The 20442-nt window shown below is 72.7% G+C and carries 19 protein-coding genes and 2 pseudogenes; 11 read left to right on the top strand and 10 right to left on the bottom strand.

The window, feature by feature from the left end; genetic code table 11:
* Window positions 1-22: 22 nt before the first annotated feature.
* Both QSK30_RS29480 and QSK30_RS29475 read right to left on the bottom strand, forming a co-directional pair.
* A complete protein-coding gene (locus tag QSK30_RS29480; protein WP_285507811.1) occupies window positions 23-268 on the bottom strand; it encodes a hypothetical protein in 246 nt (81 codons plus the stop codon).
* Between the two features lie 116 nt (window positions 269-384).
* A complete protein-coding gene (locus QSK30_RS29475; RefSeq protein WP_285507842.1) occupies window positions 385-2304 on the bottom strand; it encodes an ABC transporter ATP-binding protein in 1920 nt (639 codons plus the stop codon).
* A gap of 110 nt (window positions 2305-2414) precedes the next feature.
* Here QSK30_RS29475 and QSK30_RS29470 point away from each other — a divergent pair, with 110 nt between their 5' ends.
* Window positions 2415-3194: an EI24 domain-containing protein gene (locus QSK30_RS29470; protein WP_285507809.1), complete on the top strand. Its 780-nt coding sequence runs from the start codon at window positions 2415-2417 to the stop codon at window positions 3192-3194.
* Here QSK30_RS29470 and QSK30_RS29465 read toward each other — a convergent pair.
* Entirely contained in the window at window positions 3154-3501 is a 348-nt protein-coding gene (locus QSK30_RS29465; RefSeq protein WP_285507807.1) for a nuclear transport factor 2 family protein, read from the bottom strand. The genes QSK30_RS29470 and QSK30_RS29465 overlap by 41 nt on opposite strands.
* Before the next feature lie 94 nt (window positions 3502-3595).
* Here QSK30_RS29465 and QSK30_RS29460 point away from each other — a divergent pair, with 94 nt between their 5' ends.
* Window positions 3596-4474 (top strand): LysR family transcriptional regulator, encoded by an 879-nt coding sequence (locus tag QSK30_RS29460; protein WP_285507805.1) that lies wholly within the window; start codon window positions 3596-3598, stop codon window positions 4472-4474.
* A 76-nt stretch (window positions 4475-4550) separates the two neighbouring features.
* On the top strand, window positions 4551-4982 hold the full coding sequence (locus QSK30_RS29455) for a nuclear transport factor 2 family protein (protein ID WP_285507803.1): 432 nt from the start codon (window positions 4551-4553) through the stop codon (window positions 4980-4982).
* A 14-nt stretch (window positions 4983-4996) separates the two neighbouring features.
* On the opposite strand, the gene QSK30_RS29450 is transcribed toward QSK30_RS29455, so the two are convergent.
* From QSK30_RS29450 to QSK30_RS29435, 4 genes are all read right to left on the bottom strand, one after another.
* A complete protein-coding gene (locus QSK30_RS29450; protein WP_285507801.1) occupies window positions 4997-5839 on the bottom strand; it encodes an SAM-dependent methyltransferase in 843 nt (280 codons plus the stop codon).
* Window positions 5840-6000: 161 nt separating this feature from the next.
* Window positions 6001-6876: a carbohydrate kinase family protein gene (locus tag QSK30_RS29445; RefSeq protein ID WP_285507799.1), complete on the bottom strand. Its 876-nt coding sequence runs from the start codon at window positions 6874-6876 to the stop codon at window positions 6001-6003.
* The gene (locus QSK30_RS29440) at window positions 6873-7178 is read right to left on the bottom strand and encodes a hypothetical protein (RefSeq protein WP_285507798.1); all 306 of its coding nucleotides are present in this window, start codon (window positions 7176-7178) and stop codon (window positions 6873-6875) included. The genes QSK30_RS29445 and QSK30_RS29440 overlap by 4 nt, the downstream gene beginning before the upstream one ends.
* 526 nt (window positions 7179-7704) lie before the next feature.
* Entirely contained in the window at window positions 7705-8607 is a 903-nt protein-coding gene (locus QSK30_RS29435; RefSeq protein ID WP_285507796.1) for an XRE family transcriptional regulator, read from the bottom strand.
* Window positions 8608-9149: 542 nt separating this feature from the next.
* Here QSK30_RS29435 and QSK30_RS29430 point away from each other — a divergent pair.
* From QSK30_RS29430 to QSK30_RS37195, 4 genes and pseudogenes are all read left to right on the top strand, one after another.
* Window positions 9150-10391: pseudogene (locus QSK30_RS29430) on the top strand (M14 family metallopeptidase); the annotation flags it as partial.
* The gene (locus QSK30_RS37200) at window positions 10389-10817 is read left to right on the top strand and encodes a proprotein convertase P-domain-containing protein (protein ID WP_502871904.1); all 429 of its coding nucleotides are present in this window, start codon (window positions 10389-10391) and stop codon (window positions 10815-10817) included. The pseudogene QSK30_RS29430 and the gene QSK30_RS37200, both read left to right, overlap by 3 nt.
* 77 nt (window positions 10818-10894) lie before the next feature.
* A pseudogene (locus QSK30_RS29425) lies at window positions 10895-11692 on the top strand (S1 family peptidase); the annotation flags it as partial.
* Window positions 11693-11758: 66 nt separating this feature from the next.
* Window positions 11759-12100, top strand: coding sequence for a proprotein convertase P-domain-containing protein (locus QSK30_RS37195; protein ID WP_502871903.1), 342 nt, complete (start codon window positions 11759-11761; stop codon window positions 12098-12100).
* A 45-nt stretch (window positions 12101-12145) separates the two neighbouring features.
* On the opposite strand, the gene QSK30_RS29420 is transcribed toward QSK30_RS37195, so the two are convergent.
* The gene (locus QSK30_RS29420; protein ID WP_285507791.1) at window positions 12146-13387 is read right to left on the bottom strand and encodes a hypothetical protein; all 1242 of its coding nucleotides are present in this window, start codon (window positions 13385-13387) and stop codon (window positions 12146-12148) included.
* Between the two features lie 251 nt (window positions 13388-13638).
* Here QSK30_RS29420 and QSK30_RS29415 point away from each other — a divergent pair, with 251 nt between their 5' ends.
* Window positions 13639-14700, top strand: coding sequence for an ice-binding family protein (locus tag QSK30_RS29415; RefSeq protein WP_285507790.1), 1062 nt, complete (start codon window positions 13639-13641; stop codon window positions 14698-14700).
* A gap of 126 nt (window positions 14701-14826) precedes the next feature.
* Window positions 14827-15978 (top strand): hypothetical protein, encoded by a 1152-nt coding sequence (locus QSK30_RS29410; RefSeq protein WP_285507788.1) that lies wholly within the window; start codon window positions 14827-14829, stop codon window positions 15976-15978.
* On the opposite strand, the gene QSK30_RS29405 is transcribed toward QSK30_RS29410, so the two are convergent.
* Both QSK30_RS29405 and QSK30_RS29400 read right to left on the bottom strand, forming a co-directional pair.
* Window positions 15971-16423, bottom strand: coding sequence for a universal stress protein (locus QSK30_RS29405; RefSeq protein ID WP_285507786.1), 453 nt, complete (start codon window positions 16421-16423; stop codon window positions 15971-15973). The genes QSK30_RS29410 and QSK30_RS29405 overlap by 8 nt on opposite strands.
* A 53-nt stretch (window positions 16424-16476) precedes the next feature.
* Window positions 16477-17025: a hypothetical protein gene (locus QSK30_RS29400; protein ID WP_285507784.1), complete on the bottom strand. Its 549-nt coding sequence runs from the start codon at window positions 17023-17025 to the stop codon at window positions 16477-16479.
* Window positions 17026-17550: 525 nt separating this feature from the next.
* Between QSK30_RS29400 and QSK30_RS29395 the strand changes: the two genes are divergently transcribed.
* Window positions 17551-18891: a PucR family transcriptional regulator gene (locus QSK30_RS29395; RefSeq protein ID WP_285507783.1), complete on the top strand. Its 1341-nt coding sequence runs from the start codon at window positions 17551-17553 to the stop codon at window positions 18889-18891.
* Window positions 18892-19139: 248 nt separating this feature from the next.
* A complete protein-coding gene (locus tag QSK30_RS29390; protein ID WP_285507781.1) occupies window positions 19140-20420 on the top strand; it encodes a PucR family transcriptional regulator in 1281 nt (426 codons plus the stop codon).
* The last annotated feature ends 22 nt before the right edge of the window (window positions 20421-20442 follow it).

The following is a 20442-nucleotide window of genomic DNA, read 5'->3' as shown; positions in this document are numbered from 1 at the left end:
ACGGTCACCTGACCGGGTCGGGCTACTCCGCCCGGATCGGGGTGAGCACGCCGTCCATCGCGGCCAGCCGCGCCCCGGCCCGTCTGCGCAGCAGCCTGCCGAACTCCTCGGCCGACCGGGACCGGCCCGCGAGCTCGCCCGCGGCCTGCAGCACGACCACCTCGACGACGTCCACGGCGATGGCCGGGTGGGCGTCGGCGAGCTCGCGGCAGGTGGTCTCGGCGATCTGCTGGAGGGGACTGGTCTGGGGGTTGGTTGAGGTAGGCATCTCCCTAGAATGCCGACGTTGTAAAGCCCCCGGGTTTCCGCCCGGTGACGGCCGACTGTCCCGTGTGGACTCGCGGTGGGTGCCTCACCCGATCGGCCGTCGGACGACCGGGTGACTCAGACCGGCACCGGTACCGCGCCGTCGACCGTGCCCGCGCTGCCCTCACTGCCCTCGCCCGCCGCGCGGTCCTGGTCGGCGAACTGCGTGTGGTAGAGCTCGGCGTAGCGACCGCCCGCCGCCAAGAGATCGTCGTGGGTCCCGCGCTCGACAACCTCGCCCGCCTCGACAACGAGGATCTGGTCGGCCGCGCGGATGGTGGAGAGCCGGTGGGCGATCACCAGGGCGGTGCGGCCCGCGAGCGCCTCGGCGAGAGCGGCCTGCACGGCGGCCTCGGAGGTCGAGTCCAGGTGCGCGGTGGCCTCGTCGAGGATCACCACCCGGGGCTGGGCGAGCAGCAGCCGGGCGATGGTCAGCCGTTGCCGCTCACCGCCGGAGAGCCGGTAGCCCCGCTCCCCCACCACCGTGTCCAGGCCGTCGGGCAGCGAGCGGACCAGCTGGTCGAGGCGGGCCCGGCGCAGCGCGTCCCACACCTCGTCCTCGGTGGCGCCCGGGCGGGCGAGCAGCAGGTTGGCCCGCACCGACTCGTGGAACAGGTGGCCGTCCTGGGTGACCATGCCCAGGGTGTCCCGGACGGACTCGGCGGTGAGCTCCCGGACGTCCACACCGGACAGTCGGACGGCACCGGAGTCGACGTCGTAGAGCCGGGGCGCGAGCTGGGCGATGGTGGACTTGCCCGCGCCGGACGAGCCGACCAGCGCGACCAGCTGCCCCGGGTCGGCGCGGAACGAGACCTCGTGCAGCACCTCGACCCCACCGCGGGTGTCGAGCGCGGCGACCTCCTCCAGCGAGGCCAGCGACACCTTGTCCGCGGCCGGGTAGGCGAAGCGCACCCGGTCGAACTCCACCGACACCGGACCGTCGGGGACCGCGCGGGCACCGGGCGCGTCGGTGATCAGCGGCGGCAGGTCGAGCACCTCGAAGACCCGTTCGAAGCTCACCAGCGCGGTCATGACCTCCAGCCGCGCGCCCGCCAGCGCGGTCAACGGGGCGTAGAGGCGGGTGAGCAGCAGCGCCAGCGAGACCACCGCGCCCGCGTCGAGGCTGCCGATGATCGCGAGGTAGCCGCCCAGCCCGTAGACCAGGGCGAGCGCGAGCGCGGAGACCAGCGTGAGCGCGGTGACGAACACGTACTGCACCATCACGGTGCGCACGCCGATGTCGCGCACCCGCGACGCCCGGGCGGCGAACTCGCTCGACTCGTCGGCGGGCCTGCCGAACAGCTTCACCAGGGTGGCGCCGGGCGCGGAGAACCGCTCGGTCATCTGGGTGCTCATCTTGGCGTTGTGCTCGGCCGCCTCGTGCTGCAGCGCGGCCAGCCGACCGCCCATCCGGCGGGCCGGGATGACGAAGACCGGCAGCAGAACCAGGGCCAGCAGGGTCACCTGCCAGGAGATACCGATCATGACGATCAGCGTGAGCAGCAGCGTGACCACGTTGCCGACCAAACCTGAAAGAGTTTCTGAAAACGCTCGTTGCGCGCCGATCACGTCCGAATTGAGCCTGCTGACCAGCGCGCCGGTGCGGGTCCGGGTGAAGAAGGCGACCGGCATCCGCTGCACGTGGTCGAACACCTTGGTGCGCAGGTCCAGGATCAACCCCTCGCCGATACCCGCGGACAGGTAGCGGCTCACCAGGCCGAGTGCGGCCTCGACGATCGCGGCGAGCGCGATCACCGCGGCCAGCGTGATCACCACGCTGGGCGCGGACCCGCGGACGATCGCGTCGACCACCCGGCCCGCCAGGACCGGGGTGGCCACCGCGAGCGCGGAGAGCAGCACGCTGAGACCGAGGTACGGGGCTATTCGGCCGCGGTGCGGGCGGGCGAAGGCGAGCACGCGGCGCAGGGTCGCCCGGGAGAGCCCCCGGTCGCCCTGCCGGGCGTGCGAGGCGCGGTAGAGCGATTGCCACGCCGTCATCTGGATGTCCACGCTGGTCCCCCTGGGTGCTGGTGCGCTGTCGGGGGTAACGGTAGGAGTTCGACCATCCTGGAGGTCAAGCCGGAACCGCCCCCCTACACTGCGGGGCCGTGATCACCTTCTTCCGCGACTTCGGCGCCGGTGTCGGGCTGCTCGGCCGCGGCCTGCGCCTCGTGCTGGCCGACCGGGCGCTGCTCGCCCGGGGCGCGCTGCCCGTGCTGCTCACCAGCGTCCTGCTGTTCACCGGCCTGGGGGTGCTCGCGGCGAACGCGAGCGACCTGGTGGCCTGGGCGACGCCGTTCGCCGACGACTGGGCGCAGGTGTGGCGGATCGTGCTGCGGGTGGCGGTGTGGGTGGCCGTGGTCGTCGGCGCGGCGGCGGTGTCGCTGCTGCTGTTCACCGCGCTGACCCTGGTGGTGGGCGGGCCGTTCTACGAGAGCATCGCCGAGCGGGTCGAGGACCGCGAGCTCGGTGGGGTGCCCGGGGCGCAGGAGATCGGCTGGGGTCGGGCCGCGTGGATCGGGGTGCGGGACGCGGTCCTGCTGGTGCTGCGCGGGCTGGTGTGGGCGATCGTGCTGCTGGTCCTCGGGTTCGTGCCGGTGCTCGGCCAGACCGTGGTGCCGGTGCTCGCGGTGTGCGTCGGCGCGTGGCTGGTGGCGGTCGAGGTGACCGGGATCCCGTTCGTGCGCAGGGGGATCGGGCTCGGCGAGCGGCGCCGGGCGCTGCGCGGCAGGCGGGGGCTGACGCTGGGCTTCGGCGTCCCGGTCTACCTGCTGTGCCTGATCCCGTTCGCCGCGCTGCTGGTGTTCCCGGCGGCGATGGCGGGCGGGACCCTGCTGGCGCACCGGGTCATCGGGCAGGTGGGAACAACGGCCGCGGGTCGAAGGTGACCCGGATCCGGGTGACCTTGCCGTCCACCACGCGGCTCCAGTTGGCGGTGGGCAGCGGCGGGGCGTCGGCGGTGTGCAGGTCGAACCAGGTGAGCACGTCGGTGCCGTCGACGAACACGCGCTGGACCTCGATGTCGGTCACGATCCGCGACATGCCCTCGATCCCGGCCCGGCACTCCTCGGCGTCGGCCGCGGTGCCCAGCGGTCCGGCGAAGGTGACCTCGTCGGCCAGGATCGAGCGGAAGCGGTCGAAGTCCTTGGCGCGCCAGGCGTCGAAGTAGGTCCGCATCGTCTCTTCCGGGGTCATCACAGGCTTCCTCTCCTCGGGTTCAACTCCAGTCTGGTGACCGCGCGACCATAAGTCGAATAGCTGGTTCTTGTGAGTGGTAGAACTGGCACTTATGGAACTCCGGCAGCTCGCGTACTTCCTCGCGGTGGCCGAGGAGGGCAGTTTCACCCGGGCGGCGGCGCGCGAGCACGTCGCCCAGCCCGGCGTGAGCGCGCAGATCCGGCAGCTGGAACGGGAACTGGGCCACCCGCTGTTCGACCGCGGTCGGGCCGTGCGGCTGACGCAGGCCGGTGAGGTGCTGCTCCCCTACGCCCGGTCGGCGTTGCGCGCCGCGGCCGACGCGCGGTTGGCGATGGACGAGTTGGCTGGACTGCTGCGCGGCCGGGTCACCGTCGGCATGCTCACCGCCACGCCCGCCGACGAGCTGGTGGAGCTGCTCGGGGCCTTCCACGCGCGGCACCCGGCCGTGGAGGTCAGCCTGCGCGAGGACACCTCCGACCGGTTGGTCGCCGGGCTGCTCGACGGTTCGGTGGACCTGGCGTGGGTGAGCGTGTCCGGGTCGACGCCCGCCGGGCTCGAGGGCGTCCCGCTCACCGACACCGCGCTCGTCGCCGTCGTGGCCGCGGCGGACCCGTTGGCGGGCAAGACTTCCGTGCGGCTGGCCGCCCTGCGCGACCGGGTGCTGGGCAGCCTGCCGCGCGGGTCCGGGCTGCGCTCGGCCCTGGAGGACGCGTGCGCGGTGGCGGGTTTCGCGCCGCGGGTCGGGTTCGAGGCCAGCGCGCCGGAGGTGTTGGCCCGACTCGCGGCCAAGGGCATGGGGGTGGCGGTGGTGCCGGTGGCGATCGCCGAGCTGCACCGCGACCGGGTGCGCCGGGTCGAGCTGACGCACCCGGTGCCGCGCGGGCGGATCGAGCTGGCCTGGCGCGCGTCCGGACCGCTCAGCCCACCGGCCCGGACGCTGGTGGCCATGGTGCGCGCGGGGCTGGAGTGACGCCTGGTCGGCGGTTGTCCAGGTGATCACCACGCTGGTTGACTGGGGTCGAGGGGCTCGCCGACGAGGAGGCGCCATGGCCACGACGACGCGCGACACAACCGAGCTCGCGGCGGCCTACGCGCGAGCCTGGAACGACCACGACCTGGACGCCATCCTGTCGATGCAGACCGACGACATGGTGTTCCACCTTCACGTGGAGGGATTGACCGAGGTCCGCGGGAGCGCCGCGCTGCGTGAGCAGTTCGCGTTCTTCTTCGCCGCGCTGCCCGACTACCGCGCCGACATGCGCCGCAGCCACGTGCGGGAGGGGCTGGTGGTGCTGGAGTACGACATCAGCGCGACCCTGGCGCTGCCGTTCCCGGTGGGCGACGAGGTCGGGCAGCCGACCGGGCGGCCGATGCGCCTGGCCGCGGTGGACGTGCTGACCTGCCCGGTGGGCGCGTTCAGCCGCAAGGACACCTACGTCGACGGGTTCGCGCTGCGCCGCGGGCTGGGACTCGACTAGCTCTCACCGACGGGCTAGGGCTTGCGGGCCAAGGCGCCCAGCATGATGTAGTTCATGTCGGTCAGCGGGGTCTGCCGGGGGCCGTCCGGCCACCACTCGTGCAGGTAGGTCAGGCCGGGGTCGATCAGCTCCAAACCCTCGAGGTAGCCCTCGATCACCTCGCGGGTGCGGAACACCGTTGCCACGTCGGTGCCGACGAACGCCGCCTGCAGCGCCTGGGCGAGCTCGCTGTGCCTGCTCCCGTCGGCCGGGTCGTACTGCTGGCTGAGCACGATGAACGAGCCGGAGGGCACCGCGTCGATCCAGCCGCGCACGGTGTCGTGGGCCCGCCGCTCGTCGACGATGTGCCCGGTGACCGCGCAGAGCATCACCGCGACCGGGCGCTCGAAGTCGACCTTGCGGCACAGGTCGGGGTCGGTGCTGGCGTAGCGCGGGTCGGTGAGGTCGAGGTCGGCCATGTGGGTGTACTCGTTCTCCTCCAGCAGCGCGCGCCCGTGCGCGAGGACCACCGGGTCGGTGTCGATGTAGACGACCCGCGCCTCGGGGTTGTGCCGCTGGACGATCTGGTGGGTGTTGTCGGCGGTGGGCAGGCCCGAGCCGAGGTCGAGGAACTGGTCGACGCCACGCTGGGTGACCAGCAGCCGGAGCGCCCGGCCGAACCACTCGCGGTGGTCGCGGGCCATCTCGTGCACGTGCGGGGCGATCTCGGCGATCCGGTCGACCAGCGCCCGGTCGGCGGCGTAGTTGTCCCGCCCGCCCAGCAGGGCGTCGAACATCCTGGCCTGGTTGGGCGCCTCGAAGTCGAGTGCGGCCACCCTCGGGTACATCTCGCACGACGAGCGTTCAGCGGGCGTCATGTGATGGACTCCACAGTTCGACAACGGACGGTGAACAGCGTAGGACATCCGATGGCCGCCTCGGACGGCCCCCGACGTACGTCGTACCCGGATGGACGCGTTCGGGTGCTCAGTACGGTGACCGGCGGAAACGAATGATGGCCGTGCGTTGTTCGTTGCCGTCAGGGCAGCGGATTGGTCGCGCGCCCGACTTCTTCCCGGGTCGGCGGGTTCGCGCCGGCGCGGGCACACGTGATGGCCGCCACGGCGTTGGCGAAGTCCAGCAGCGCGGGCAGGTCGGCCTCGGCCGGGGTGGCGAGCAGGTCGGCCTCGGTGAGCCAGGCGAGCAGCCCCGCGGTGAACGCGTCACCGGCCCCGACGGTGTCCACCACGGTGGTCCGCGGCCCCGGTCGGTCGAGTGCGCTCGATGCGGTGATGGCGTGCGCGCCGTTGGCACCGAGGGTGACGACGACGAGCCGCGGCCCGCGGTCGAGCCAGTCGCGTGCGGTGGCGTGCGGGTCCGCGCCGGGGTAGAGCCACGCCAGGTCCTCCTCGCTGACCTTGACCATGTCGGCGAGGGACACCTGGCGCTCGACCCGCTCGCGTTCCTGGGCCACCGGGCCGGACAGGGAGGGGCGGACGTTGGGGTCGTAGGAGACCGTGTCCGCGGCGGCCATCGCGGCCTCCACCGCCGCGGGCCCGAGCAGGGCGGCCAGCGAGCCGGTGTGCAGGAAGCCCCGGGCAGGCGGGATCCGCTCGGCGTCCCAGGTGACCCGGAAGTCGTAGCGGGCCACACCCTGCTCGTCGGTGGCCGCGAAGGCGAGGCTGGTGTCGCGGGTCGGTAGCGCGCGGATGTCCACCCCGGACTGTTCGAGGTGGGCGCGGACCATGGCGCCGAACAGGTCGTCGCCGAGGTGGGTGGTGAGGGTGGCCGGGACGCCGAGCCGGGCCAGGCCCAGGGCGACGTTGGCGGGGCTGCCGCCGGGGTGGGCGGTGAAGGTGCGGCCGTCCCGGCCCGCGATGAGGTCGACGAGGGCTTCGCCGAGGACGTTGATCACCGGAACGGCAGCGGGGGCTGGGAGGTGCCGTCGCCGGTGGCGGCCGCGGCCCGCGCCTCGGCGGAGGAGAGGCAGTGGCCGCAGTTGACCGCGTCCGGGACGGGGTGGAGCTCACCCGCGCCCGGGCCGGACCAGCCCTGACCGCAGGCCGGGGACGGGAGGGTCAGGCCTGCCACCCACGGGATCATGCGGACGGCGTGCACGACGGCCGAGCGGCGGACCCGGAGGTTGCGGTCGGCGAATCTCGTGGCCTCCTGGCGGGCCACTGAGGACAGGCCTGCGTAGAGGGGGTCTTCCGTCACGTGCTCAGGATGCCTTATGGGGGTGACAGTTCGCTGCGTGTGTGGCTGCTTGTTGGGGTTGCGCCTGGGGTGTCAGGGGGCCGCGCCCCGGGGTGTCATGGGGCCTGCGTTCCCTACGCACAATTGTGACTACGGGCTGGACCTGGGTGTCAAGGCGGGAAAGATGCCTTGACACCCAGGTCCAGCCCGTGTTTTGGCTGCGTATGGGATGCAGGGCGGGGAGTGGTCAGCGGGGCGGTGGGTTGCCGGGCTGGGGTTGGTGGTGGGGACGGGAGGTTGGAGGGTGGGGGGCTTGGTTGTCGGGGCGGACTTGGTGGGTGGGCTGCAGAGGGTGCGATCGGGGGGTGGGCGGGAGATGTGTGGCCGGGGGGCTGTGGGTGGCCGGGCTGGAGGTGGGTGGGTGGGTGAGTTGGGTGGATGGGAGGGAGTTGGGTGGGTGAGTTGGGTGGGAGGGAGGGGGAGTTGGGAGTCGTCGGGTGGGTGGGGGCAGGGGTCTGGTGGTCGGCCGACTCGGCTGCGGGAGGGGCTAGGGAGCGCCCCAGGACCAGCGGATGCCGTAGCGGCCGGGGTCGAGGTCCAGGGCTACGGCGTGGGCGGTGTAGGCCGAGTCCAGGGTGATGGCGCGGACCTGCTCCCGGCCCGCCACCTCGCTGAACTGGACGCAGTACCTGGGGAGTGCTCGGGGGTGGAAGCGGATCTCGATCAGGTACTCGCGGACCGGCAGCCTGCTCATCCGCTGGTGGCCGTAGGCGACCGGGCGCGGGGTCGGGACGTGGGTCTCGTGTTCGACGATGATCGTCTCGCGGCGGGTCAGGGCGTGGTCGAAGAGCAGTTCGGCCGCCACTTGGCCGCCTCGGACGTCGACGTTGACCTTGCCGAGGGTGCAGTTGCGGGTGCCCGCGAGCGTTGGTGGTGGGCCGCCCCGGCGTTCTGCCCAGCTGGTGACGACGAGGCGGTCGACGCCGTCGGTCTCGGCGCGGAGGACTTGGCGGGTGCGTTGCAGGCGTTTGGCGCGGTCGGCGCCGATCTCGATGCGGTCGTGGGCGCTGATCCGGGTGAGGTGGGCGTCCTGGCTCAGGTCCAGTTCGGCGACCAGCCTGCGGAACTCGCCGGTGTCGGACCACGGGGCGGAGCCCTGGACCGGGACCGGGGTCCTCCTGGCGGCGCGGCCGCGCGGCTTGGGGGCGTCCAGCAGGGCGCGCAGTGTCCCCCGGCCGAGGCCGAGCAGGTCCTCGAGGTGCTCGAGCGCGGCCATCGACCTGGGCCGTTCGGGTCTGCTGCGGCCGGTCTGCCAGTAGCTGAGCGTGGCCAGGCTGACCGGGGTGCCGCGGTCGCGCAGGTGCTCGGCGACCCGTTCGAGGGTCGTGTCGCGGTGCTGGATGGCCGCGCGCAGGGCGTCGGCGAAACCGGAGGGGGACGGGTCCATCACCTACCGCAAGGTAGCTCCAGTGCCGCCGCGGCGGAAGGGGGGTTCGTTGCGGATGGCGCTACGGGTCCGTGGGAAATCGCCGGTGTGCGTTCGGAATCGCCGTTCGGTGTATTCAGAACAAGCGGGCGCGCCTGTCGAACGAGGGTCATCCCTATTGGGAGTTACCCGATCCGGTAACAGCCGGGGAAACCCCACGACATAGCGAAACCGGCACCGGGCAAGCCGGACTTATCGGCTGGGCCGAACGTGTGGGCAGCGGCTTCCACCGTTGACAGAGAGAGACCATCGCGGTCCGTTGCCGTCGTTGACCTGCACAGCGGCCACCAAGGAGTGGATTCACCGGTCGCCGAACGTGGCGACCTGGCCATTTTCGGGTCTGGGAAAGAACCGGGAACATCCCATTGTGCGCGTGCCCTTGTGGCCACCGGTCGACAGGCACCACTATTCGCCGGTAACGCAGTCGGCGGGCTTGTGAGGGTTAGCGCGCCGACCGCGCGGCAATCCCTCCAGCGCCGTTAGCGGCGCCCCCTGCGGGAGGTACGTTGAAACGCACCCGTCTTTCCCTGCTCGCCTGCGCGGTGGCGGCGGTCGCCGTCGTCGCCTCGACGGCGGGCAGTGCCACAGCGGGCGAGAGCGCCGGTTCCGGCCAGGAACAGCGCGCGTCCGCCGAGTACTCCGTCCTGAACGTCCGCACCGCGCAGCAGCGCAACGCCATCGCGGCCACCGGTGCCGCGATCAACGGCGCCGAGGACAGCCGGACGCTCATCACCGCCACCCCGGCCGAGGTCGCGAAGATCCGCGCCCTCGGGCTCAAGGTCGTCGCGGAGGCCACCGTGCCGACCGACCGCGGCGGGATGGGCGCCCAGGACTTCCCGAGCGCCGACTCCGGCTACCACAACTACGCGGAGATGACCCAGGTCATCGACCAGGCCGTCGCCGCGCACCCCGGGATCATCACCAAGCAGGTGATCGGCAAGTCCTACCAGGGCCGCGACCTGTACGCGGTCAAGATCTCGGACAACGCCGCCACCGACGAGAACGAGCCCGAGGTCCTGTTCACCCACCACCAGCACGCCCGCGAGCACATCACCGTCGAGATGGCGGTGTACCTGGTGAACCTGTTCACCGACAACTACAGCACCGACAGCAAGATCAAGTCGCTGGTGGACTCGCGGGAGATCTGGATCCTGCCCGACCTCAACCCCGACGGCGGCGAGTACGACATCAGCACCGGCGCCTACAAGAGCTGGCGCAAAAACCGCCAGCCCAACTCCGGGTCGTCCTACGTGGGCACCGACCTCAACCGGAACTGGGACTACAAGTGGGGCTGCTGCGGCGGTTCCTCGACCAGCACCAGCTCGGAGACCTACCGCGGCCCGGCCCCCGGCTCGGCGCCCGAGGTGTCCACGGTGCAGAACTTCGTCAAGAGCCGGGTGGTCGGCGGCAAGCAGCAGATCGTCACCGCGATCGACTTCCACTCCTACAGCGAGCTGGTCATGTGGCCGTTCGGCTGGACCCAGGAGCAGGTCGTGCCGGGGATGACCCGCGACGAGTACACCACCTTCTCCACCCTGGGCAAGGCCATGGCGCAGACCAACGGCTACACCCCGGAGCAGGACTCCGCGCTCTACATCACCGACGGCGCGATCGACGACTACCTGTGGGGCGCGCACAAGATCTGGGCGTTCACCTTCGAGATGTACCCGACCGGCTCCAGCGGTGGCGGCTTCTACCCGCCCGACGAGGTGATCAACCGGGAGACCGCGCGCAACAAGGCCGCGGTGCTCTACTTCCTGGACTACTCGGACTGCCCGCCGCGGGCGATCGGCAAGACCTGCGGCAGCGACCCGAACCCGCCCACCGGCAAGGTCTTCGAGAACGCGAACAACGTCAACATCCCGGACGCGGGCGCCGCGATCACCAGTGACATCGCGGTCACCGGCGTGACCGGCAACGCGCCCGCCACCCTCAAGGTGGACGTGGACGTCAAGCACACCTACCGCGGCGACGTGGTGCTCGACCTGGTCGCGCCGGACGGCTCCACCTACCGGCTGAAGAACTCCAGCACCAGCGACTCGGCCGACAACATCCTGGCGACCTACACCGTGAACGCCTCCACCGAGGTCGCCAACGGCACCTGGAAGCTCAAGGCCCAGGACGTCGCGGCCCAGGACACCGGCTACATCGACAGCTGGAAGCTCACGTTCTGACCAACCCCGGCTCGATCTCCACACCCTGCAGCAGCAGCCGGCCAACGGTGCTGTGTGGACACTGAGAGGATCCCGCGTTGAAGAGGTTGACCAAGCTCCAGAAGGCCCTGGCCCTGGCGGTCGGCACGATCGCCGCCGCGGCCGCGGTCGCCGGACAGGCGATCGCCGCTCCCCCGCCCGGCGACCCCGGCACGATGCAGCCCCAGGTGGTCGGCGGCACCCGCGCCGCCCAGGGCGAGTTCCCGTTCATGGTGCGGCTGTCCATGGGCTGCGGCGGCGCCATGTACAGCGAGACACTGGTGCTGACCGCGGCGCACTGCGTCACCAGCACCGGCAACAACACCTCGATCACGGCCACCTACGGCGACGTCGACCTGCAGGGTTCCTCGCGGGTCACGCGCACCTCCAAGTACGTCTACCGCAACCCGGGCTACTCCACCTCGACCGGCGGCGACTGGGCGCTGATCCAGCTCTCCAGCGGGATCCCGGGGGCGGCGCTGCTCCCGATCGCCACCACCGCGGACTACGACACCGGCACCTTCACCATCGCCGGCTGGGGCGCGGCGTCCGAGGGCGGGGCGCAGCAGCGCTACCTGCTCAAGGCCCAGGTCCCGTTCGTGGCCGACACCTCCTGCAAGTCGGCGTACCCGAGCCTCAAGGCCCCGGTCGAGATCTGCGCCGGCTACACCCAGGGCGGCACCGACACCTGCCAGGGCGACTCCGGCGGCCCGATGTTCCGCCGGGACAACAACAACGCCTGGATCCAGGTCGGCATCGTCTCCTACGGCCAGGGCTGCGCCCGGCCGAACTACCCGGGCGTGTACGGCCAGGTCAGCGCGCTGTCCTCGGCGATCGCGGCGAAGGCGGCCGAGCTGGGCGGCCAGCCGCCGACCACCACGACCACCCCGCCGACGACGACCACCCAGCCGCCGAACGGCCGGGTGTTCGAGAACGCGAACAACGTCAACATCCCGGACGCGGGCGCGGCCATCACCAGTGACATCGCGGTCAGCGGCATCTCCGGCAACGCCCCGGCCACCCTCAAGGTGGACGTGGACATCAAGCACACCTACCGCGGCGACCTGGTCGTGGACCTGGTGGCCCCGGACGGCTCGGCGTACCGGCTGAAGAACTCGAGCACGAGCGACTCGGCCGACAACATCCTGGCGACCTACACGGTCAACGCCTCCTCGGAGGCGGCCAACGGCACCTGGAAGCTCAAGGTGCAGGACACCTACGCCCAGGACACCGGCTACATCGACAGCTGGAAGCTCACCTTCTAGTCCCCGCGTAGCCGCAGGAACCGGCGCCACCCCCGCCTCGGTCGGTCAGGCGGGGGTGGCGCCGCCGCGTTCCGGGCCGCCCTCGGCCGCGCGCTCGTGTCCCGCGACCTCCGCCGCGTGGCGCAGGCGCCGCTCCACCCGCTCCAGGTGCGTGCGGATCGGGTCGAGGTACTCCTGCGGGGTGGCGGCGCCACGGGCCAGGACCAGCGCCCGGCCGCGGGCGTCGAAGGTGACCACGGCACCCGAGCCGGGGTCCGCGCCGAACTCGAACCCCGCGCGCCCGAGCCGCTTGTCCGGTCGCCGGGCCACCGCCACGAACTCGTCCCACCCGACCGGCCCCTGGCCCCGTGCCCACACGAGCAGTCGCAGCACCGGTCCGCGCCGCCGCGGCGGTGTCAGGACGAACAACCGCTCAGCGGCCCCCTCGTCGCGGATGACACCCAGCTCGTAGGGGAGGTTGGGCCACGGCGCGGTGTGGGTGAGGACGCACCGCGCGGGTCGGACCAGGGCGGTGAACGCCTCCCGCCACCGCTGGTCGTCCACGTACTCCCGGCGGGCGCCCACCGGGGGCAGGTAGTCGGTCGGGTTCCCGAGGCCCCGCCACTCCCCCAGCCGCGCCCGCGCGGTGGGTTCGAGGAAGCGCTCGAAGGTCACGTGCTCCCGGGCGGTCGGGTTCAGGGCGTCGAGCACCCGCCCGGCGGACACCTCCTGGTATCCCGTGTACGTGGTGAACCGCGTGGACTCATGGGCGAACCCGCGCATGTACAAGACCACCGAGCTGCCCGGGCGGACGGGGCCGGGTGGCTCCTGGGCGACGCGCTGGACCGCGGCGAAGCACCGGTACGCCAAGGCGAATCCGATGATGGCGGCCCCGTACGCGGGCCGGCTGTGCTCGGGGTCGGTGGCCAGCAGGTATCCCACCGCGGCGGTCGTCAGGACGACCACCAGCGTGCCGATGAGCCGGAACGGCAGCCGCGGCGCCCGCTGGCCCGCGGGCCGTCGCCTGCTCACCGGGAGCACCCGGACGACCAGGGCCGCCACCGCGAGCAGGGCCGCGTGGACGGTGCAGACCAGCAGCGCGAACCTCCACCCGACCGGGTGCGGGTCGCCTGCCTCGGCGGCGGTCTGGAACCACCACCACACGGCCGCGAACACCGCGCCGAGGGTGATCACCCAGGCCAGGACCGGCGGTACCGGACCGCGGTAGCCCTTGGCCTGGAGCCGCCGGTGGATCCGGGACATCAGGACGCAGACCGCCGCCCAGGTGGCGATCAAGGTCAGCGACACCACGGTCCGCACCCCCGGGGTACTCGGGCGAACCGCCAGTATCCGGTGGTCCGCTCCGGAGGACGACCCGTTCCGGGCGGACAGAAGGCGGTCAGATCCTGGGCGAGCCCGACCAACCCGCCCACGGATGGGTGAACAACCGGTCGGTCCCGGTCTGGTCGGGCTACCGTCCACCGCAGGTCACGCCCCAGCGTCCCTGTTCGGGCCCAGCCCTCGCCCGCTCTGCTCTGCCGGTCGACGAGAGGCTCGCCATGACCGCCCCGCACCAACCCGTTCGCGGGTACCACCGCCTGCTGCCGCCCCTCGCCGTGCTGGTCTTGGCCGTGGGGGTGGTGCTCTTCCCCGCGAGCACGCCCGCCGCGCGCGCGGCGGGTACGCCCGTGGGGCTCGGGAGGGCGGGGACGTACTCGGTGCTCGCTGGGCAGGCGGTCACCAACACCGGGCCCAGCACGCTCGACGGCGACCTCGGGGTCAGCCCGGGCACCGCGATCACCGGGTTCCCGCCCGGCCTGGCCGCGGGGACCACCAACGCGGGCAACGCCGCCGCCCTGGGGGCGCAGTCCGACCTCGTGCTCGCCTACAACGACGCGGCGGGCAGGCCGACCACGGGGTCCGTCGCGGGCGACCTCGGCGGGCAGACGCTGGTCGAGGGCGTGTACACGGCGTCCAGCTCGATCGGGCTCACCGGGACGCTCACGCTCGACGCGGCGGGTGACCCGGACTCGGTGTGGATCTTCCAGGTCGGCTCGACGCTGACCACGGCGTCCGCGAGCGCGGTCGCGCTGGTCAACGGCGCCCAGGCGTGCAACGTGTTCTGGCAGGTGGGCAGCTCGGCGACGCTGGGCACGAACTCGTCGTTCACCGGCACGATCATGGCGCTGACCTCGATCACCGTCACCACCGGGACCGCGGTCGCCGGGCGCGCGCTCGCCCGCAACGGCCAGGTCTCGCTGGACAACAACGTCTTCACCACACCCGACTGCGACGCGCCCACCACCACGACGACCACCACGACCACGACGTCGGCGACCACCACCACGACCGCAGGCGAGACCACGACCAGCACGAGCACCCAGCCGAGCACGACCACCAGCCCCACCACCACGCCGGTGCTCAGCCCGGTGCCGGAGGGCGGGGCGAGCTCCGGCGAGATCCCCGGACAGCCCAGCGGCGGCCCGGGCCCGAGCGACCTCGCTGTCACCGGCGTGAGCGCCGGGCTCGGCGCGTTGGTGGGCCTCGGGGTGCTGCTCGTCGCGCTCGGCGGTCTGCTGCTCGGCGTCCGGCGCACCCGGCGCCCCCACCCTCCCAAGTAGACCGACCGACCGCCGGATCCCTTGTCCGGCGAGCACTTCACCCGTCAAGACAAGCGGTTCGCCGAACAACGACATTGGGCTGTCCGGCGCTGCCGCGGTACCCGGGCCCGGCACTAGCCTGCGGGTATGTCCCCCAAGATCCTCACTCGCGTCGCCCCGGCCGCGCTGCTCGCGCTCGCGGTGGCCGTGCCGTTCACGGCCGGCACCGCCGAGGCCGCCGCGCGCGGCCCCCTGGTGTCCGCGGAGATCCTGCCCCTGCCCGCCGACGGCACCGGCGGCGAGCTGATCGCGCTCAACAGCGGCAACCAGATCGCGGGCGCGGTCTCCTTCCCCACCGGGCCCCGCCACGTCGCGCTGTGGAAGGGCGCGGCGGTCACCGACCTCGGGGTCGGGTCGCCGTCCGGGATCAACGACCGCGGTCAGGTCGTCGGCACCGATTCCGTGGTGGCCTCGGGTTCCTACGAGCGCACGCCGAAGATCTGGTTCCGCGGCAAGACGACCGTCATCACCACCCCGCACAAGGGCTACTTCGTCACCAGCGGCATCAACAGCACCGGCTTGGTGCCGCTGGCGTCCTCGAGCTCGCCCTACGGCTACCACCTGGAGCGCCTCGGGGTCTGGTCCAACGGCACGTACACGCCGCTGAACGGCAACGGCCCGGAGCTCAGCCTCAACGTCGTCACCGACAACGGCCTGACCGCGGGCGCGCTCCTCCCGCGCACCGGCACCGGTTACGCCTACAGCTGCACCGCCGGGACCTGCACCCCGCTGCCCACGCTCCCGGGCGCCACCGGCTTCTACCGGGTGAGCGCGGCCAACGAGAGCGGAGTGCTGGTGGGCACGGTCGGCAGCGTCGGCGTGCGCTGGTCCGGCGGCCAGGTGACCGCGCTGCCCGCGGTGGCGGGGGCGACCTCGGCGACCGTGGCCTCCGGGCCGCAGGCCATCAACGAAAGCGGTGACGTGGTCGGCGAGTCGGGCCCGCACGCGGCTCTGTGGCGCGGCGGCCAGGCCATCGACCTCGGGTCGCCGCTCGGCGGGCGCAGCGCCGCGGTCGCGGTCAGCGACGCGGGCGACGTGCTCGGCTGGACCGAGAGCCCCGACGGCACGCAGCGGCACGCGTTCCTGTGGCGCGCGGGCACGGCGACCGACCTGGGCAGCGCCGGGGCACCGAAGGCCTACCCGGTCGCGATCAACGACCACGGCGTGATCATCGGCAACGGCTACACCGCGGACTACCGGTCGCTGCCGCTGCGCTGGAAGGTGCGACCGGTCAGGTAGTGCGCACGATCAGGACGTCCACTGTGGACTTGCGGGCCGCTTCCGCGGGCACTGACCCGAGGATGCGGCCCGCGATCGTGTCCAGCCCCCGGTTGCCCACCACGAGCAGGTCGGCGTCGAACCGCCGGACGGCCTCGGCCAGCACCGGCACCGGGGCGCCGTCGCGCACCACGGTCTCCACGGTCGTGGCCCCGGCCGAGGTGGCGCGCTCGGCCGCCGTGCGCACGGTCTCCGCCGCGGGCGTGTGGCCGACCACCTGGTAGCCGACGTCGTCGCCGAGCACGTCCCGCGCTCGGTCGACCGCGCGCGGGTCGGGGGCCTGGTACGCGCAGACGATGACCAGCGCGGCACCGGTGTCACCCGCGATGGCCCCGGCCCGGTCGACCGCGCGCAGGGAGGTCTCCGAGCCGTCGGTGCCGACGACGATGGTGCGGTAGACGGGCATGGGACTCCTCCAGCGGGGAGCTAGGCCGGATCACCCACGGGGGCGGGCGGGGCTCACGGGGTGCCGTCGAGCTTGCGGCAGGTGGGGGCCTTGGCGTAGGCGTCGTTGATCTCGGGGTTCTCCCGCAGGTCCTTGAGCGGACCGTCGCTGTCGGTCAGCGCGCCGAGGCTGGGGCCGAGCTCGGTGATCGCCGCCTGGAACGCCACCGGGTCGGTCACCGGGATCGCCGCGAGCTTGGACTTGGCCGAGTCCAACGAGGTCTTGGCCCCGTCGATGCCCGCCAGGGCCTTGTCCACGGCCGGGCCGCCGTTGGCCACCGGCGGGGCGCCCGCGCCGGTGATGCCGTCGTTGACCGAGGTGAGCGCCTCGCTGAGGGTGCCGAGGAAGGCGAGCAGGCCGTCCCTGGCCTCGGCGGGCTTGCCCGGGTCGATCGGCGGCAGCGCCGAGAGCCGGGCGCCGTTTGCCTCGACCGCCTGGCACACCCGGTCCACCCAGCCGACCGCCGGGGCCTGCGGCGCGGGTGCCGGGGAGTCCGACCCGCACCCCGCGGCCGCGCAGACGAGCAAACCGGAGAACACGACGGCGAGCGCACGACCGACCATTAGTCCGCTTCCTCACTCCGAATGGCAAACCCACGCGGAACCGCATTTCGGCCGCGATTGCCGACACCCGTGCCGACCGGTGGGTGAAACCCTACTGAAACCGCGGCGACCCCGGCAAGAACCTGGTTCTCGGCGTCGCCGACGCGCCCGGGGTTTTGTCACCGGCGGACAGTTCTCACCGGTAACTTTTGTGGGATCACCAAGCCGGGACTGCCGCCGTTCGGGTGGTTCGATCCCCACCAGGTAGTCTGACATGGCAAAACACGGCGACGGCCGGTGATCGACACCGGCGGATCCGACTGTGCGCGCACAGCGCTTTTATCACTGGCGCACAAGACGGCGATCCTGTTTCCACCACATCAACGGAAACCGGTGAACCGTTCTGCGCCATACGAGTGGCGCGCTGCCGCGCCGCGCTTTCGTTTGACACGCGCGGGCAGCCGAACTTATGGTCGTCGTCACAAATTAGCGCCCACCCGACGGCGTGCCGCGGTGGAGTTTTGTGAGCGAGCAAAGGGGACGAGAATGCCGACAGAACTGGGCAGGCGACCCGCACCCCCGGCGCCGCGGCAGGACCAGCACCCCCGGCCCCGGCTCGGCGCCGTGCCGCGGCCCAGGCCACCGCAGGACCGGGCGACCGCGCTCTGGGCGAGCCTGCCCAGGGAGCTGGTCGCGCGGTTCCGGCCGGTGGTCGGCAGGCTCACCCAGGACATGATCGCCGAGATCCAGCGCGCGGTGCCCGCCTACGCCCAACCGCTGGACGGGCAGTTCGGCGCGATCATGGTGGCCGGGGTCGAGCAGTCCGTGCTGCGCATCCTCGACACCGTCGGCGTCGGCGGCGGCACCGACGAGGACTGGGCCGAGGTGTTCCGCGGGCTGGGCCGGGTGGAGTTCGGCGAGGGCCGCAGCCTGGACTGCCTGCAGACCGCCTACCGGGTGGGTGGTCGGGTCGCCTGGCGCCACCTGGCCGCCTGGGGCCAGCAGCAGCGGCTGCCCACCGCGATGCTCACCGTGGCCGCCGAGGCGATCTTCGCCTACGTCGACGAGATCTCGACCCTGTCGATCGAGGGCTACACCGCCGCGCAGGCGCAGTCGGTCGGGGTGGTCGAGCGGTCCAGGCGGCGGCTGGTCGAGCTGGTCCTGGGCGAGCCGCCCGCGGCCGCGGCGGCCATCGCCAAGCTGGCGGCCACCGCCCGCTGGCGGGTGCCCGAGACCGTCGCGGTCGTGGTCGTGGAACAGGCGGCGGACGGCGAGGCCGACGAGCTCACCGGGCCGGGCCTGCCCGATGACGTGCTCACCGACATGGACGGGGACCTGCCGTGCCTGGTGGTCCCGGACCCGGAGCGGCAGCTGGGCGGGCTGCCCGCGCGGCTGGGCGGCAGGCGGGCCTGCGTGGGGCCGGTGGTGCCGCTGCGCGAGGCGGCCACCTCGCTGCGCTGGGCGCGCCGGGCGATGGGCCTGGTGCGGCGCGGGATCATCGGCGCGGGCGCCGGGGACGGGCCGGTCACCTGGTGCCAGGACCACCTGTCCACGCTGTGGCTGCTGGCGGACGAGTTCCTGGTGCGCGAGCTGCTGCGGCGCGCCCTGGCGCCGCTGGCCGACCTGACGGTCAAGCAGCGCGCCCGCACCGCCGAGACCCTGCTGGCCTGGCTGGAGACCCGGGGCAGCGCACCGGAGATCGCCGAGCGGTTGGCCATCCACCCGCAGACCGTGCGCTACCGCATGCGCCAGGTGGACAAGCTCTTCGGCGACCAGCTCGCCGACCCGGACGCCCGGCTGGAGCTGGAGATCGCGCTGCGCGCCCGCAGGCTGCTGGCCCCGGTCGACCGCGCGGAACCCGCCCGGGAGGTGCCCCGCGCCGGGTGATCACGCCCAGCCCGGCACCGACGGCCGGTCCCGGTTCCGGGGCCGGCCGTCGGCGTGCTCGCGGGCTGAGCGAGGGGCTCCGGCGGACTGTTCCACAATGACAATTTCAGCGATTCCCGCCGCTGTTAAGGAAATACTTCTCGGAATCGTCCTACTGCGGCGGTAGATTCCGTGGCGGACGTCCAGACGACCAATGTGGAATTGCTCGCGGCCGTGCCGCCGCGATTCCCCGCCCGAGGAGGCCGACGGTGGCAGAGCAGTGCGACGCCGAGGACCGGGCCGCCGGGCTCCCGCCGCGGATCGCCTTCGACTCGCTGCTGTCCCCGCCGGGCGCGGGCGACGAGGTGGCGATCGACCTGTGGTCGCTGCTGCCCGCCGAGCTGGCGCCGCTGTTCCGGCCCCGGGTGCAGGACCTCACCGAGGAGATCCGGACCGAGCTCAACCGGGCCATCCCGGCGTTCGGCAGGCGGGTGGACGGCTCGTTCGGGCGGGCGGTCACCGAGGGGATCGGGCAGGCGGTGCTGCAGTTCGTCGACCGGCTGGCCGACCCGTCGGCGCCGCAGGACGACCGGGTGCGGCTGTTCCGGGAGCTGGGTCTGCACGAGCTCTACGACGGTCCGATCCTCGACGTGCTGCAGACCGCGTACCGGATCGGCGCGCGGGTGGCCTGGCGGCGGATGGCCCAGGTGGGCGAGCAGGCGGGCATCCCGACCGCGACCCTGTGCCTGCTCGCCGAGGCGATCTTCGCCTACATCGACGAGCTGTCCGCGCTGTCGGTGGAGGGCCACGCCTCGGTGCGGGCCCGCGAGCTGGGCGCGGTGGAGCGCAGGCGGCGGCAGCTGCTGGAGGTGGTCCTGTCCCCGGTCCCGCCGAACCCGCAGGCGTTGGCGCGCCTGGCCGAGGGCGCCCGGTGGCCGGTTCCCGAGCGGGTCGTGACCATCGCGCTGGAGCAGCGCGAGGACGCCGCGGCGCCGATCGGGGCCACTGTGGACAGTCGGGTGCTGGTGGACCTGGAGGGCGCGGAGCCGTGCCTGGTGCTCGGCGAGCAGGACCGCGACCTGGTGCCCGACCTGGCCGCCGAGCTGCCCGGCTGGCGCGCCGCGGTGGGTCCCGCGGTGCCGGTACCCGCGGCGGCGGAGTCGCTGCGCTGGGCCCGGCGCACGCTGGGGCTGGTGGCCCGGGGGGCGCTGCCCGACGTCGCGGTGACCTGGTTCGACCGGCACCTGTCGGTGCTGTGGCTGCTCAACGACCCGTTCCTGGTGAACGAGATCGCCGCGCGGGCGCTGGCGCCGATGGCCGAGCTGACCGGCAAGCAGCACGACAAGCTCAGCGAGACGCTGCTGATCTGGCTGGAGAGCAGGCGCAGCGCCCCGGAGATCGCCCACCTGCTCGACGTGCACCCGCAGACGGTGCGCTACCGCCTGCGCCAGCTGGAGCGGCTCTTCGGGTCCACTTTGGACGACCCGGACCGCAGGTTCGACCTCGAGGTGGCCCTGCGCGCCCGCCGGACCCTGCGCGGCGTGCGCTGAGGAACCCGGCCGCGCACCATTT

The sequence above is a fragment of the Actinokineospora sp. NBRC 105648 genome (genome assembly GCF_030269645.1).
GTDB lineage: Bacteria > Actinomycetota > Actinomycetes > Mycobacteriales > Pseudonocardiaceae > Actinokineospora.
Note: the sequence above shows the minus strand (reverse complement) of the source record. Positions and strands in the feature narration are given on the sequence as shown.

Excerpts from the sequence above, each read along its gene's own strand:
- QSK30_RS29465 (WP_285507807.1), bottom strand. The coding sequence starts at position 3,501 with ATGACCCCGGAAGAGACGATGCGGACCTACTTCGACGCCTGGCGCGCC.
- QSK30_RS29450 (WP_285507801.1), bottom strand. The coding sequence starts at position 5,839 with ATGACGCCCGCTGAACGCTCGTCGTGCGAGATGTACCCGAGGGTGGCC.
- QSK30_RS29410 (WP_285507788.1), top strand. The coding sequence starts at position 14,827 with ATGTCCCCCAAGATCCTCACTCGCGTCGCCCCGGCCGCGCTGCTCGCG.
- QSK30_RS29480 (WP_285507811.1), bottom strand. The coding sequence starts at position 268 with ATGCCTACCTCAACCAACCCCCAGACCAGTCCCCTCCAGCAGATCGCC.
- QSK30_RS29405 (WP_285507786.1), bottom strand. The coding sequence starts at position 16,423 with ATGCCCGTCTACCGCACCATCGTCGTCGGCACCGACGGCTCGGAGACC.
- QSK30_RS29415 (WP_285507790.1), top strand. The coding sequence starts at position 13,639 with ATGACCGCCCCGCACCAACCCGTTCGCGGGTACCACCGCCTGCTGCCG.
- QSK30_RS29395 (WP_285507783.1), top strand. The coding sequence starts at position 17,551 with ATGCCGACAGAACTGGGCAGGCGACCCGCACCCCCGGCGCCGCGGCAG.
- QSK30_RS29455 (WP_285507803.1), top strand. The coding sequence starts at position 4,551 with ATGGCCACGACGACGCGCGACACAACCGAGCTCGCGGCGGCCTACGCG.
- QSK30_RS29460 (WP_285507805.1), top strand. The coding sequence starts at position 3,596 with ATGGAACTCCGGCAGCTCGCGTACTTCCTCGCGGTGGCCGAGGAGGGC.
- QSK30_RS29400 (WP_285507784.1), bottom strand. The coding sequence starts at position 17,025 with ATGGTCGGTCGTGCGCTCGCCGTCGTGTTCTCCGGTTTGCTCGTCTGC.
- QSK30_RS29475 (WP_285507842.1), bottom strand. The coding sequence starts at position 2,304 with ATGACGGCGTGGCAATCGCTCTACCGCGCCTCGCACGCCCGGCAGGGC.